General features: G+C 55.1%; 12 protein-coding genes. 4 read left to right on the forward strand and 8 right to left on the reverse strand.

Going from position 1 to position 13753, the window contains the following annotated elements; translation table 11 throughout:
• Nucleotides 1-11 precede the first annotated feature (11 nt).
• The 3 genes from HALA3H3_RS20720 to HALA3H3_RS20730 all read right to left on the reverse strand — a co-directional run bounded on the left by HALA3H3_RS20720 (nt 12) and on the right by HALA3H3_RS20730 (nt 1592).
• A complete protein-coding gene (locus HALA3H3_RS20720; protein ID WP_022523455.1) occupies nt 12-416 on the reverse strand; it encodes a DUF2069 domain-containing protein in 405 nt (134 codons plus the stop codon).
• Nucleotides 413-1036, reverse strand: a complete 624-nt coding sequence (gene wrbA / locus HALA3H3_RS20725) for an NAD(P)H:quinone oxidoreductase (protein WP_022523456.1) — start codon at nt 1034-1036, stop codon at nt 413-415. The genes HALA3H3_RS20720 and wrbA overlap by 4 nt, the downstream gene beginning before the upstream one ends.
• Nucleotides 1037-1121: 85 nt before the next feature.
• The gene (locus HALA3H3_RS20730) at nt 1122-1592 is read right to left on the reverse strand and encodes a gamma-glutamylcyclotransferase family protein (protein ID WP_035537470.1); all 471 of its coding nucleotides are present in this window, start codon (nt 1590-1592) and stop codon (nt 1122-1124) included.
• 216 nt (nt 1593-1808) lie between these two features.
• On the opposite strand from HALA3H3_RS20730, the gene smrA reads away from it, so the two are divergent.
• A complete protein-coding gene (gene smrA / locus HALA3H3_RS20735; RefSeq protein WP_022523458.1) occupies nt 1809-2399 on the forward strand; it encodes a DNA endonuclease SmrA in 591 nt (196 codons plus the stop codon).
• 81 nt (nt 2400-2480) lie between these two features.
• Here smrA and HALA3H3_RS20740 read toward each other — a convergent pair whose 3' ends face one another.
• The 4 genes from HALA3H3_RS20740 to metH form a co-directional block, all read right to left on the reverse strand.
• The gene (locus HALA3H3_RS20740) at nt 2481-3029 is read right to left on the reverse strand and encodes a DUF934 domain-containing protein (protein WP_022523459.1); all 549 of its coding nucleotides are present in this window, start codon (nt 3027-3029) and stop codon (nt 2481-2483) included.
• On the reverse strand, nt 3022-4674 hold the full coding sequence (locus HALA3H3_RS20745; protein WP_022523460.1) for a nitrite/sulfite reductase: 1653 nt from the start codon (nt 4672-4674) through the stop codon (nt 3022-3024). The genes HALA3H3_RS20740 and HALA3H3_RS20745 overlap by 8 nt, the downstream gene beginning before the upstream one ends.
• A gap of 156 nt (nt 4675-4830) precedes the next feature.
• Nucleotides 4831-6156, reverse strand: coding sequence for an MATE family efflux transporter (locus HALA3H3_RS20750; RefSeq protein WP_022523461.1), 1326 nt, complete (start codon nt 6154-6156; stop codon nt 4831-4833).
• A 3-nt stretch (nt 6157-6159) separates the two neighbouring features.
• Nucleotides 6160-9855 carry a methionine synthase gene (metH, locus tag HALA3H3_RS20755; RefSeq protein ID WP_022523462.1) on the reverse strand — a complete coding sequence of 1232 codons (3696 nt, stop codon included), beginning with the start codon at nt 9853-9855 and terminating at the stop codon, nt 6160-6162.
• Nucleotides 9856-10147: 292 nt separating this feature from the next.
• Between metH and nfuA the strand changes: the two genes are divergently transcribed.
• Nucleotides 10148-10771: a Fe-S biogenesis protein NfuA gene (gene nfuA, locus HALA3H3_RS20760; protein ID WP_022523463.1), complete on the forward strand. Its 624-nt coding sequence runs from the start codon at nt 10148-10150 to the stop codon at nt 10769-10771.
• Nucleotides 10772-10840: 69 nt separating this feature from the next.
• On the opposite strand, the gene HALA3H3_RS20765 is transcribed toward nfuA, so the two are convergent.
• Nucleotides 10841-11881, reverse strand: coding sequence for a DNA-binding protein (locus tag HALA3H3_RS20765; RefSeq protein WP_022523464.1), 1041 nt, complete (start codon nt 11879-11881; stop codon nt 10841-10843).
• Nucleotides 11882-12096: 215 nt separating this feature from the next.
• On the opposite strand from HALA3H3_RS20765, the gene HALA3H3_RS20770 reads away from it, so the two are divergent.
• Both HALA3H3_RS20770 and HALA3H3_RS20775 read left to right on the forward strand, forming a co-directional pair.
• Nucleotides 12097-13275, forward strand: a complete 1179-nt coding sequence (locus HALA3H3_RS20770; protein WP_022523465.1) for a tyrosine-type recombinase/integrase — start codon at nt 12097-12099, stop codon at nt 13273-13275.
• Nucleotides 13276-13336: 61 nt separating this feature from the next.
• Entirely contained in the window at nt 13337-13753 is a 417-nt protein-coding gene (locus HALA3H3_RS20775; protein ID WP_022523466.1) for a SufE family protein, read from the forward strand.

The raw sequence follows: 13753 nt of genomic DNA on the forward strand, positions 1-13753 counted from the left end.
AGCACTTGTTTTTATTGCCTCGTTTTCTGTTGACGCAACTGTCGACTGCGAAAGCGTGCATAGCCCATGCAGCCAGCAAAAAGCACCAGCGCGACAACCGCCTCTAGGATTCCGCGCAGACCTTGCCCAGGCAGGGTTATTAACATCACGCCTTGGGTGAAGTAAAGCAGGCTGACAAAAGCGAGCCATGCGTGCCCGCGTGCGCGTTTACCAATGATGGAGGGTAAAAACAGCACCAGGGGAAGCACGAACGCGACCACAGGTCGCCAATTAAATTCGTCGCCTTGAAGTACAAGTCCACGGTAAACAACCAGTAGCAGCAGTATGGCAAAGCTGGCTAATACCACCTGTCGGCTTCGAAGGGTCAGTTTATCAAGCCCATGTTGTGCCTCTACCTTCTCCAGCCACTGCCTCATAATGCCTCCTGACGCATGGCGTGCAGCGCTAGAGCGAGTCGTGCCAGTCGTTTGCCCTGAGCAACACACAGCGCGCGTTCGTGCTCATCGACAGAACGGTCACTACGCGTTCCTGCTAAGTGGCTTGCACCATAGGGCGTGCCACCTGTACGCGTTTCCAGCAAGGTGGTTTCACTATAAGGAACCCCTGCGTAGACCATGCCATGATGCAGTAGCGGTACCAGCATAGTGAGCAGGGTGCTCTCTTGCCCACCGTGGAGGCTGGAGGTCGAAGTGAAGGCACTGGCGGGTTTGTCGATCAAGGCACCGTTCATCCACAGGCTGCTGGTGGAGTCGATAAAATACTTAAGCGGAGCGGCCATGTTGCCAAACCGGGTGGGGCTACCCAGTGCTAACCCGCTGCAGTTGCGCAGGTCGTCTAGCTCAACATAAACAGCGCCCTCTGCAGGAATTTCTGGTTCAATGGCTTCACAGGTCGTTGAAACCGGCGCCACTGTGCGTAAACGCGCTTGAATACCCGGCACGCTTTCTACACCAGCCGCAACCTGCTGCGCCATGGTGGCGGTCGCGCCAGAGCGCGAGTAGTACAGAACCAAAACGTACGGTGTCATTTCACTCATCACTATTCCTGAATGGGTTCATAAAAGCTGTCCTGGCAATAGGGCTTTGCATGAGGGTTTTGCAAAATAGGGCACAGCATGGTGTCTATGGTATCAGAGCGAACGGGAAGTCCGCGTGCTGTACAAACGTATTTTGTTGCTCAGGTAAACGCAGGTAGACCCAGGCCCGGGTGCCATCGTCGAGGGTTATTGTCCTGCGCTCGTAACGAATCCCCAGTCGTTCGTAGCGATCAAGACGAGACAGCTCGTCGGCATCTACTCGTAACAGTAGCCCCTCAACGTTGCTCCCTGGCTGGGGTGAAAGGTCAAGGCCGTTACGTTGATAACCCTCTAAAACCGCATCTTTAGGTGCACCAAAACTTCCCATGACCACTAAGCGAACGGGGGCATAGCGTAGCGTGCCATAAACAAAGACCTGATGGGTGCGCTGTTCGATAGTAGGAAGGTCGTCAGGTCGGTCATAAAACCACGGGCTCAGCATGGTTAACCAGAGCCACCCGGCTAAGCTAAGGAGCCCCACACCGCTTAAAATCAAAAGGCGTTTTAGCCAAACCATTTTAATCACACCAGGGCGCCTCGCAATGTAGGATGAGAATATGAATGGGGCGATAAAAAAACGGACGCTTAGCTTGTCGCTACAGGCAGAGGATGACAAGTTCTATGTTATCGACTGTATGAATCTGCTTAAGCAAACTACCCAGGTTTGCTAGGCTATGTTGGTAAAGTCTGCATGTGAATAGGTGCTCATTAGAACCTGCCGTAGGAGCCTGCAATGAATCAGCCGCTTCGTGATGATCTGGATTTTCGTGCTCTCGTAGGTGATGTGAAACCGCTGCCGCCGAGAAACCGTGCTGACCCAGGCGCTAATCGCAAAAGCCCCTCAGAATCCCAGTTGGCGCGGCGGGAGTGGGCAGAGGAAGAAAGGGTGGCACGCAATTTTCTGTCCGACGACTTTGTCGATCTGCTGCCCCCCTTTGATCCCATGGAGTATCGCCGAGAGGGCATTCAGCAGGGCGTAGTCGATAAATTAAAGCACGGGGGCTATAGCGTTCAGTCGCAGCTCCACTTGCTTCGGCGTCCATTAACAGAGTGCCGCCGTATGCTGTTTCCTTTTATTCAAGAAGCCTACGCCCACGATTTACGCTCCGTTATGATCGTACATGGCCGCGGGCGAGAGATCGATAGCCCCGCCAACGTACTGCGTTCATACCTGGCCAAGTGGCTCTGCCAGTTTGAGGAAGTGCAGGCATACGTCTCCGCACAGCCTTCGGAAGGAGGGTTGGGCGCGACCTGGGTAATGCTACGTAAAAGCGATCGCGCCAAAGCCAATAACCGTGAGCGCCAGCAGAAACGGCGGGGGTGACGGTTTAATAATAGAGCCAGTCACAAATAAAAAGGGCAGCCGAAGCTGCCCTTTTGGGTTTATAACATTCACGCTCTGCGTCTACTTATTATCGGCTAAACGGCGCTCAAACAGCGCCTGTCGCTCTTCAACATCGGGTTGGTAGCGAACGCTGATAAAACTTAGCGCGCGCAGGGCATCCTCGGGATGCTGGTCATCGCGCAGCGCCATGGCAGTAAAACCACAACGGCGCATATACTCCAGCTGATCGACCAGGACATCACCCACCGCGCGCACTTCGCCGCTATAGCCGTAGCGCTCGCGCAGCAGGCGGGCGATGCTGTAGCCACGGCCATCGGTGAAGGCAGGGAAGTCAATAGCGATGGCTACGGCATTACCAAGCTGTTTGCCTAATTCGGCCGTCAGCTCGGTATCGCTGGTGAGTAGTGGTGCCAGCTCAGCGTCTTCCTGATTGGCCTGCCACAACGCCAGCGGCACAAACGCTGGGCGCTGTTCGGGCAGGGTGTCTGCATCGTAGGAAACACACCAAGCGTTTTCCGCCGCAAGCTCGCCATTGAAAATCAAGTGATCGACATGAACCGGTGTCTGTTCAACCGCTTCAGCTTGCGTCTCAGCTGTTTTATTAGGCATAGACACGCTCCTTAAAGGGTTTTAGGCCAATACGGCGGTAAGTATCCAAGAAGCGTTCGTCCTCATGGCGCTGCGACACATAGACTTCCAATACTTTTTCGACCACATCCGGCACGTCTGAGCGGAAAAAGGACGGGCCTAAAATCTTACCAAGCGAGGCATCGTCGGTGGAGTTGCCGCCAATCGATATCTGATAGAACTCTTCGCCTTTTTTATCCACGCCCAGGATGCCGATATGACCCACGTGGTGGTGGCCACAAGCATTCATGCAGCCGGAGATATTCAGATCCAGCGGGCCAAGGTCATACAAGAAGTCGAGGTCTTCAAAACGTTCCTGCAGCGCCTGGGCAATGGGAATGGAGACCGCATTAGCTAAGCTGCAGTAGTCGCCTCCAGGGCAGCAGATAATGTCGTTGAGCGTGCCCACGGTGGGGTTCGCCATACCCAACGCTTCAAGCTCTTCCCACAGCGCTTCCAGTTCATCGACCGGTACGTCAGAAAGCACCAGGTTCTGTTCGTGGGTAACACGCACTTCACCAAAGCTGTAGCGATCGGCTAAATCTGCGACCGCTTCCATTTGGTCAGCGGTGACATCCCCAGGCGCGTGCTCGCGGCGTTTCAGTGACAGCGTTACGGCCTTATAGCCGGGCACTTTGTGGTCGGTCACGTTGTTGGTGACAAAGCGCGCGAAGCTGCGGTTTTCAGCGCGCAAGCGGTCAAAATCTTCGTTAGCGCTCTCTGCAACCGGGCGACGATCAGGCTCGGGAAAGTGAACTTTGGCTGCATCGACGGCTGCTTGGTTAAGCGTTTGCGGGCCGTCTTTCAAATGCACCCACTCTTCCTCGACCCGGCGACGGAATTCCTCAATGCCCAGGGCTTTTACCAGGATTTTAATCCGCGCCTTGAACTTGTTATCCCGGCGACCAAACTGGTTGTATACCCGTACACAGGCTTCCAGGTAGGTGAGCAGATGCTGCCAGGGCAGATCTTCACGTACCACGTCTGCAATCATTGGAGTACGGCCAAGGCCGCCACCGGCTAGCACTTTAACACGCAGCTCGCCGTCGGCGTTGTGCCATAGGCGCAGGCCAATATCGTGTACTTGAATCGCCGCACGGTCTTGAGCAGCACCGCTGACCGCGATTTTAAACTTACGCGGCAGATAGGCGAATTCCGGGTGCAGAGTCGACCACTGGCGGATTAATTCGCACCAGGGGCGTGGATCTTCCACTTCATCGTTAGCGATGCCGGCAAACTGGTCGCTGGTGGTGTTACGAATGCAGTTACCACTGGTTTGAATCGCGTGCATTTGTACTTTGGCGAGATCTGCCAAAATATCCGGCACGTCTTCAAGGGCAGGCCAGTTGAGCTGTAAATTTTGCCGGGTGGTAAAGTGGCCGTAGCCGCGGTCATAGCGGCGGGTGATCTCAGCCAGGGCACGCAGCTGGCTACCCGCCAGCATGCCGTAAGGAATCGCAATACGCAGCATAGGCGCATGGCGTTGAATATAGAGGCCGTTCTGCAACCGTAAAGGGCGAAACTCCTCTTCTCCCAAACGCCCGGCGCGGTAGCGTTCCATTTGGTCGCGGAACTGAGCGACACGCTCGTCAACCAGGGTTTGGTCGTGAATATCATAACGGTACATGTGGCACGATCCTGCTAAAAAGCGAAATGGTCACGTTGAGACGGACGTTAATGTAGCGCCACCTTAACGCGGGCGTCATATTCTTCAAAAGAATATATAATTATCTTTTTATCTCTAAAAGCTATTTAGAACACCAATTACGGGTCAGGCAGACGGTTAGAAAGCAGGGGCCAGCCAGCGGCGTCGTTGCCATACCCATAAAAAGCCGACTGAGTTTATCAACCGGTAGAGCAGTTGCATAAGCCAGATACCTAATAAGCCCTGGTCTAAACCAATCCCGACCCACCAGGCCAGGGGTAAAAAAAGTAGCCACTGCATCCCCAGGGTCAACATCATCACCGTGCGTTGAGCGCCCGCGCCCATTAAGGCCTGGGCGAGCACTAAAGCTGCGGCATCCAGCACAATCATCACGCCGGTTATCTGCAACGGGAGTTTACCCAGCGCTACTAGCTCGCTACTGCTGAAAAATATCCCAAGTACCTGTTCGGGTATCACTAACATCGGCAGCGCCAGCACAAGTAGCAGTAGCCATGCGACCCGCAGCGCATCCAGACCCCAGCGGTGGGCTTCGTGCTGAGCATCTCGGCCTAATGCCTCACCCACTAAACTCATCGCCGCAACGCCAATCCCCACCCCCGGCAAAATTAGCAGCAGTGAAAGATTAATCAACACATGGCCAACCGCGACACTGGCCGTGCCTAGCTGGCTAAGTAACCAAATGAGTACCGCATAACCCGCTGCAAATAAAAACTGCTGCAAAGAGTGAGGAGCGGCAAGTACCAGGGTCGTGCGCAGGGTGGCTAAACAAGGCATGCGTGTCAAAAAATGTTGGGTAAATGGGCTTTTTATGCTCACCCAACACCAAACAATCAAGCCAATAAACAGCGATAGTGTTGTGCCAGCACCCGCACCGCTCGCGCCCATTTTGGGTAGCCCGGCGAATCCATAGATCAACCCCGCACTGGCCACCACATTAATCAAGTGAACCGCCACGATGATACGCAAGTAGAGATGCGTTTGCTGGCGACCGTTCCAGTAGCCACGAAAGCAGAGCGTTAGCGCAATGGCCATTAGTGACACCACCCGCCAACGAAAATAGTCAACGGCGACGCTTTGAACATCATCGGCTTGGCTAATCAAACCAATCAGCAGCGGTGCTTGCCACCAAGCCCAGACGGATAGCGGCAGGCCAACCACAAGCCCAATCACCAGCCCCGAGTTAAGCGGATGGGCAATATCCGCGTGGGCAGCCCCCTCGCGCTGGGCGGTTTGTGACTGCACGCTGGAGGAGAGGCCAAACACAAGAGCACTGAGCATAAACATGGCGTAACCGCCCACGCCAACACCCGCAAGCGCTACCTCACCTAAATGCCCCACCAGGACGGCATCGATCAAGTTAAGCATGCTCTGGGAGAGCATGCCCAACATGATCGGAAAAGCTAAGCGCATGACCTTGCCATGGCGACCGGGGACAAACAGCATTAATTAGCTCGGGTCGTAGGAGAGTACTGGTGAGAGCCAGCGCTCCATCTCCTCAAGGGGCATCTGTTTACGCTCGGCAATGGCCTCGACCTGATCCCGGGTAATCTTACCAGTGGAGAAGTATTTCGACTGGGGATGGGCAAAGTACCAGCCGGAAACCGCTGCCGCAGGCCACATGGCGAAGTTCTCGGTCAACGCCAAACCGGTATTTTCGGTGGCATCGAGCAACCGGAATAGCGTGGCTTTTTCGGTATGATCCGGGCAGGCAGGGTAGCCGGGGGCAGGGCGGATGCCCTGATACTTCTCAGCGATCAGGGCATCGTTGTCCAGCGTTTCTTCCGGTACATAGCCCCAAAACTCTTTGCGTACCCGTTCATGCATGCGCTCGGCAAAGGCCTCCGCAAGGCGATCCGTCAACGCCTGCACCATAATCGCATTGTAGTCGTCGCCTGCCGCCTCATAAGCTTTGGTGAGCTCATCGACACCGTGCCCTGTGGTGACCGCAAAGCCGCCAATCCAGTCGGCTTTGCCACTCTCTTTGGGGGCAATAAAATCGGCCAGACTGTAGCAGATACCGTCACGGCCTTTGGTGGTCTGTTGACGGATATGAAAGAGACGTTCGACGACTTCACTACGTGACTCATCGGCGTACACCTCGATGACATCATCATCCACGCTATTGGCGGGCCACAGGCCGATAACACCGCGGGCCTGAACGCGTTTCTCATCGACCAGCTTGCGCAGCATGATCTTGGCGTCTTCAAACAGGTTGCAAGCGGCTTCCCCCACGACCTTATCGTCGAGAATTTTGGGGTACTTGCCCGCTAGCTGCCAGCTCATAAAGAACGGCGTCCAGTCGATGCGTTCGATCAGTTCTTCCAGGTCGTAATCATCGAAGGTTTTCAGCCCCAGCATATTGGGCTTGGCAGGGGTGTGGACACTCCAGTCGGTGCGAAAACGCCGCTTGCGCGCCTGGGTGTAGTCAAGATCTGCCGCTTTTGGGCGGCGCTTGGCGTTACGTTCGCGAACCTTCTCGTACTCTTCACGGATTTCGGCGACGTAAGGTGTTTTTAAAGCAGGCGTCAATAATTTGCCCGCTACACCAACGGCCCGGGAGGCGTCGGTCACGTAAATCACCGGGTGCTCATACTGGGGCTCGATTTTGACGGCAGTGTGCGCTTTTGACGTGGTGGCACCGCCAATCAGCAGCGGTAGATCCATACCCCTGCGCTGCATCTCTTTGGCAACGTGCACCATTTCATCCAGAGAGGGGGTAATCAGCCCGGAAAGACCGATAATATCGGCGTTATGCTCCTTGGCTGCCTGAAGGATTTTGTCGGCAGGCACCATGACGCCAAGGTCAATCACCTCATAGTTATTACACTGCAAGACCACGCCGACGATATTTTTACCGATATCGTGGACATCGCCTTTGACCGTGGCCATGACGATCTTGCCTTTGGCTTTGGTCTCTTCGCTCTTTTCGGCTTCGATATAGGGAATCAAGTAGGCGACGGCCTGCTTCATCACCCGCGCGGACTTAACCACCTGAGGCAGAAACATTTTGCCGTCGCCAAACAGGTCGCCCACCACGTTCATGCCGTCCATCAGCGGGCCTTCGATCACCTCAATAGGGCGTTCGGCCTCGGCGCGGGCCTGTTCGGTGTCATCCTCGATATACACCGTAATGCCTTTAACCAGCGCGTGTTCGATACGCTTGTTAACCGGCCAGCTGCGCCACTCAAGATCCTCTTTTTTAGCGGCACCGCTGCCGTCGCCTTTATACTTATCGGCAATATCCAGCAAGCGCTCGGTGCCGTCGCTGCGGCGATTGAGCACCACATCCTCTACTGCGTCGCGTAGCTCGGCGGGGAGGTCGTCGTAAACAGCGAGCTGGCCCGCGTTGACGATACCCATGGAGAGTCCTGCGCGGATGGCGTGATAGAGAAAAGCCGAGTGGATCGCTTCGCGCACCGGGTTGTTGCCACGGAACGAGAACGAGACGTTAGACACCCCGCCAGAAATCATCGCGTGGGGCAGGTTTTCGCGAATCCACTGGGTCGCTTCGATAAAGTCGACCGCGTAGTTGTTGTGCTCCTCGATGCCGGTGGCGATGGCAAAGATATTGGGGTCAAAGATAATATCTTCCGCGGGAAAGCCGATTTCATCGACCAGTAGGCGATAGGCGCGCTGACAAATTTCGGTTTTGCGGGCAAAGGTGTCTGCCTGGCCTTCTTCGTCAAAGGCCATGACGACAATGGCAGCGCCAAAGCGGCGGCATTTGGTCGCCTGTTCGCGGAAGGCGGCTTCGCCCTCTTTAAGCGAGATGGAGTTCACCACCGCCTTGCCCTGGACGCACTTGAGGCCCGCTTCGATAATCTCCCACTTGGAGGAGTCAATCATAATCGGCACACGGGCGATATCTGGCTCGCCGGCGATCAAGTTAAGGAAGCGCTCCATGGCTTCCTTGGACTCGAGCATGCCCTCGTCCATATTGATATCGATGACCTGGGCGCCGTTTTCGACCTGCTCCAGGGCGACTTCCAAGGCGGTGGTGAAGTCCTCTTCCACAATCAAGCGCTTAAAGCGCGCAGAGCCGGTGACGTTGGTGCGCTCGCCGACGTTGACGAACAGCGAGTCAGCCTCAATGTTGAACGGCTCTAGGCCTGATAGACGGCAGGCGCGGCTGCGCTCAGGAATTACCCGCGGCGTCATATCGCGAACCGAATCAGCAATGGCGCGAATGTGCTCGGGCGTGGAGCCACAGCAGCCACCGATAATATTCACCAACCCGCTGGCAGCAAACTCGCTGACAATCTCCGACATCTCTTCCGGCGTTTGATCGTACTCACCAAACTCGTTGGGCAACCCCGCGTTGGGGTGAGCGGAGACAAAGGTGTCTGCCTTGGTAGAGAGCTCTTCCAGGTAGGGGCGTAACTCTTCGGCGCCCAGTGCACAGTTCAAGCCCACTGAGAGAGGCTGAGCGTGGCGCACCGAGTTCCAGAAGGCCTCTGTGGTTTGACCCGAAAGCGTACGGCCAGAGGCATCAGTGATGGTACCAGAGATCATCACTGGTAAACGCTCGCCGCGGGCATCGAACAGCTCTTCCAAGGCGTAGATGGCCGCTTTAGCATTGAGCGTATCGAAGATGGTTTCGATCATAATCAGATCGGCACCACCTGCAATTAGCGCTTCGGCGGCTTCGTAGTAGTTCTCACGCAGCTCATCAAAGGTGACGTTACGCTTGGCGGGATCATTCACATCCGGCGATAGTGAGGCGGTGCGCGAGGTGGGGCCTAATACGCCGGCCACGTAGCGGGGTACACCGGTTTCGGCGGCCACTGCATCACACACCTCACGGGCTAGGCGCGCTGATTCACGGTTGAGTTCAACCACCAGCGATTCCATGCCGTAATCAGACTGTGACAGCTGAGTGCTATTAAAGGTGTTGGTCTCAATAATGTCGGCACCGGCTTCCAGGTAGTCACGGTGAATCCGCGTGACCACTTCGGGGCAGGTTAGCGCGAGCAGATCATTATTGCCTTTGAGATCCGAGGGCCAGTCGCTAAACCGTTCGCCGCGAAAATCTTCCTCGCTCAACTGGGCATTCTGCAGCATGGTGCCCATGCCGCCATCCAGAATCAGGATACGTTGGGCAAGGCGTTGGGTGAGGGTCGCGATCAAAGCACTATCAGCCATGGCAGGGGGAGTTCTCCAGCGTCACAGTCGTCAAAGGGGATGTTGTTATCGTCGGAAAAGCAGCATCTGTCGTTATAAGGCGCATAATGATAACAAAAGGGATGGCAAAAGGCGCCCCTACGGAGGCTATACGCAAGATAAGGAAAGATAATTAATAGTCGCTCGTAAAAAGAGCTGTTTAAAATAGCCGACTAAAACAGTCGGGATTGTGTCAGCGCGCTGTTTTGCTTACCATAGACACAAATGACATGTGAAGTGGCGCCGCCACTACCACGGGAGGAAGACAGCCCTCATGACCACGACTAGCGAAAAAGAAACCAGTGTCGATACCCAAGGTATTGATATTACAAACAGTGCGCAAGAATACTTGGCAGAACTGCTGGAAAAGCAGAACGTTGAGGGTATTGCCGTACGCATTTTCATTACCCAGCCGGGCACACCCTACGCGGAAACCTGCCTGGCTTACTGCCGCCCCGGCGAAGAAGAACCCTCCGATGTGCTGCTTGAACTCGAGAAAATCAACGTCTTTCTCGATAAAAACAGCCTGGCGTTTTTGGAAGAGGCGGTGGTGGATTTCAACGCCGACCGCATGGGTGGCCAGCTAACCATCAAAGCGCCCAACGCCAAGATGCCCAAGGTAAATGCGGATAGCCCGCTGGAAGACCGTATCAATTACGTGCTTTACAGCGAGATTAATCCTGGGCTGGCGGCCCACGGCGGCGAAATCAAACTGGTGGAACTCACCGAACAACAGTACGCCGTCTTAGCCTTTGGCGGCGGCTGCCAGGGTTGTGCTGCGGTTGACTTAACTCTGAAAGATGGCGTTGAGAAAACCCTGATGGAGCGCATTCCAGAGCTTGCCGGTATTCGCGACGTTACCGATCACAGCGATACCACCAACGCTTACTACCGCTGAATAAGCGATAGTAAGGCTCAAAAAGCCCAGCTTGAATCGCTGGGCTTTTTTACTACGTCTCCAGGTTGATTACTGGCCTGGCTCACTGCCCTGTTTTGAAAGCGCATCGGGTAGCGCCGTTAGCTGTGTTTGCAGCGCTTCCATGCGGCTCCAAAGCTTCTCTTGCCACGCTTGCTGTAGCGCAGCTTCGCGCTCGGCATGCTGCTGGGCTTGGCGATCTAATGCTGCCTTCGCCTCATCTAGCTGCTCGGTTAACACTTGTTGCTGCTTCTCCAGCGATGTAATTTGCTGCGTCTGCTCACCAAGCTGTTGTTCGCGCTGGCTAGCCTCCAGCTGCAGAGTGTGCAGGGCCTGCTGCTTTGCCTTTAGCTCCTGACTCAATGCCTCAATACGCTGCTCAGACTGCTGCAGACGTTTTTGGAAAGTCTTCTCTTCCTGGGCGCGCGTCTGCTGAGCGCTATCCAGCATCGCCATCAGTCTTCCTTCAGCCGCCTCATGGCGCTGCTCCTCTTGTGCTAAACGCTGCTCCCACGCTACCTGTTGCTCGCTGAGGGCATTGCTATGCGCATCGCGCTGTGCATCTGCTTGGCTCTCTAGCTGTTTTTGTACCTGCTTCAGTTGAGTTACTTCTTCTTGGGATGCTTCGGCTTGTTGATGCCAGTGATGTTCGCTGGTTTGACTGGCGGCTAATTCCCGATTTAACGCTTCCAGGCGCTGCTCCATATGACGCAAGTGCTCGGCGAGGGAGCTTTCGCGCTGTTCGGCGTTAGCGGCCTGCTGTTTAGCGTCCTCCGCGAGCTGCTGGGCCTCTGCCACTTGGCGATTGGCATCTTCGCGATAATGGAGCAGCGCTTGATTCGCTACCTCCTGGGCCTCGCGCCATAGCTCGCTGGCCATGGTCACCACGACTTCCGGCACCCCCTTGGGCGGCGGCACGTCGCGATTCTGTTCCCGCTCACTGCGCCACAAGCGGAAGTGATCACTAATCGTCGTGAAGCTGCCGGTGCCCAGCACATCGCGAATACGCTGCACGCTGGGCGTGTCGCCCCGGGCCAACAGGGCATCAATGGCTTGTTGAACATCGCTGTACTGAATGCCGTTGCGGGCCATGAAATGATCCTTCCTTGAGAGCTTCTGTAACCACCATTGTCGGGACTTGTCGTATAAAAGGCAATAATTACGTATTATGTAATACGTAATTTTATTTATGATAATGTGCATAAATTCAAGATTACCCGTATTATCTTGAATTTATAGAACTACAGGAGCACACTTAAGGCCAGATAATGTAAACATCGGCTAAAAAGAAGAGAGTGGCGACGGGCATGGCGAACGAGGTTATAACACCCACTGGTCAACTTCAGATATTGAAAGAGTCGCCGAATGGCGGACGTATTAGCGCCCAAAATGATGCCCAGGCAGTGACCGCATGGCTTGACGAGTACGTGGATAGCCCACAAACCTGGAAAGCGTACCGTCGCGAAGCGGAGCGGCTGCTGCTCTGGCTCGCCAGCCAAGGGCACACGCTGGCCGATATCAACCGTGAAAACCTGCGCCGCTTTGAAGTTTTTCTCGCCGACCCACAACCAAGCGTGCAGTGGGTAGGGCCCTCCAAACCCCGCGCGCACCCGTCGTGGCGGCCATTTCGTGGCGGTTTATCGCCCGCCAGCCGACGTCAAAGCCTGGTGATACTGCAAGGGATGTTTGCCTGGCTGGTAGAAGCAGGCTGGGTTAACCACAATCCGTTTCGCTTGATGCGCGATAAATCGCGGCGCCTGAATAATCAAACGCCGCGTGTTGAGCGCTATTTGGAAAGTGATTTGTGGGCGTGGCTGTGGGAGTGGCTGAATAGCCCGTTGGAGGCTGGGGAGAGCAGTCGTGCCCGTTTTGAACATTCACGACGGCGCTTTATCTTTGGCTTTGCCTATTTGCTGGCACCGCGCATCAGCGAGATGGCCGATGCGCGGATGGGGGATTTCCAGCGCAGCGAAGGACGCTGGTGGTGGCATGTGGTGGGCAAGGGAAACAAGATGGCGCGCATTCCTTTGCCTGACGATATGCTTGATTGTTTGCGCCAGTGGCGCCATACGCTGGGATTGCCTGAATACCCTGAGCAGTTTGAAGCTGAAGCACCGGTGCTTCGCGCCCTGGATGGACAGCGTGGCCTGGGCCATAACCAGCTTTATCGGCTTATTCGCGCAACGTTTCAGCAGGCGGCACAAGCACTTGAAGATATTAACGGAGCATCCGAACATGTGATCGCGCTTAACCTGGCAACGCCGCACTGGTTACGGCACACATCGATCACCCATCAGGCTCAATCGGGTATTAGCCTGCGTCATCTGGCCGAAAGCGCTCGACACGCACGCCTCGACACCACCTCACGCTATCTCCATAGCGAAGACAACGAGTGGCATCTTGAACAGCAGCGACATCGATTGACTGTTTCCGACACAACCTCCCTCAAGACACCTTTGAGCCGTTATAATGGTCACAGTGAGTAATCCAATGACTCAAAATGTCAGTCGCCAAGACCAAGCCAGTTCCAATAGAGAAGGAAATAGCATGAGCACTTCCGGCGCCGAACAGGCCCAGCAAGAGCTAATCGAAGATTTCGAGATATTTGATAACTGGATGGATCGTTATCAGTACATTATCGATATGGGCAAGCAACTGCCTGACTTTCCAGAAGAGTGGAAGCTCGAAGAGTTTAAGATACAGGGCTGCCAGTCAAACGTGTGGATGCACCATGAGGAGGAGGGCGATAAGCTGGTGTTCAAAGCGACCTCCGATGCCGCCATCGTATCCGGCCTGATTGCCGTATTGCTGCGCATTTACAGCGAACGCACCGCCGCTGAGATTCGTGCTACCGAGCCACACTTTTTGGCGGATCTGGGATTGGATAAGCACCTTTCACCTACGCGCAGCAACGGCCTGCATGCCATGCTGGAGAAGATCTACGCGGTAGCGCAGCAGAAGTAG

Origin of the sequence: Halomonas sp. A3H3 (assembly GCF_000982975.1) — a bacterium.
Classification (GTDB): Bacteria; Pseudomonadota; Gammaproteobacteria; order Pseudomonadales; family Halomonadaceae; genus Vreelandella; species Vreelandella titanicae.

What these genes read in the sequence shown, in the direction of transcription:
- HALA3H3_RS20720 (WP_022523455.1), bottom strand. Translation starts at nt 416, where the DNA reads ATGAGGCAGTGGCTGGAGAAGGTAGAGGCACAACATGGGCTTGATAAA.
- wrbA (WP_022523456.1), bottom strand. Translation starts at nt 1,036, where the DNA reads ATGAGTGAAATGACACCGTACGTTTTGGTTCTGTACTACTCGCGCTCT.
- HALA3H3_RS20730 (WP_035537470.1), bottom strand. Translation starts at nt 1,592, where the DNA reads ATGGTTTGGCTAAAACGCCTTTTGATTTTAAGCGGTGTGGGGCTCCTT.
- smrA (WP_022523458.1), top strand. Translation starts at nt 1,809, where the DNA reads ATGAATCAGCCGCTTCGTGATGATCTGGATTTTCGTGCTCTCGTAGGT.
- HALA3H3_RS20740 (WP_022523459.1), bottom strand. Translation starts at nt 3,029, where the DNA reads ATGCCTAATAAAACAGCTGAGACGCAAGCTGAAGCGGTTGAACAGACA.
- HALA3H3_RS20745 (WP_022523460.1), bottom strand. Translation starts at nt 4,674, where the DNA reads ATGTACCGTTATGATATTCACGACCAAACCCTGGTTGACGAGCGTGTC.
- HALA3H3_RS20750 (WP_022523461.1), bottom strand. Translation starts at nt 6,156, where the DNA reads ATGCTGTTTGTCCCCGGTCGCCATGGCAAGGTCATGCGCTTAGCTTTT.
- metH (WP_022523462.1), bottom strand. Translation starts at nt 9,855, where the DNA reads ATGGCTGATAGTGCTTTGATCGCGACCCTCACCCAACGCCTTGCCCAA.
- nfuA (WP_022523463.1), top strand. Translation starts at nt 10,148, where the DNA reads ATGACCACGACTAGCGAAAAAGAAACCAGTGTCGATACCCAAGGTATT.
- HALA3H3_RS20765 (WP_022523464.1), bottom strand. Translation starts at nt 11,881, where the DNA reads ATGGCCCGCAACGGCATTCAGTACAGCGATGTTCAACAAGCCATTGAT.
- HALA3H3_RS20770 (WP_022523465.1), top strand. Translation starts at nt 12,097, where the DNA reads ATGGCGAACGAGGTTATAACACCCACTGGTCAACTTCAGATATTGAAA.
- HALA3H3_RS20775 (WP_022523466.1), top strand. Translation starts at nt 13,337, where the DNA reads ATGAGCACTTCCGGCGCCGAACAGGCCCAGCAAGAGCTAATCGAAGAT.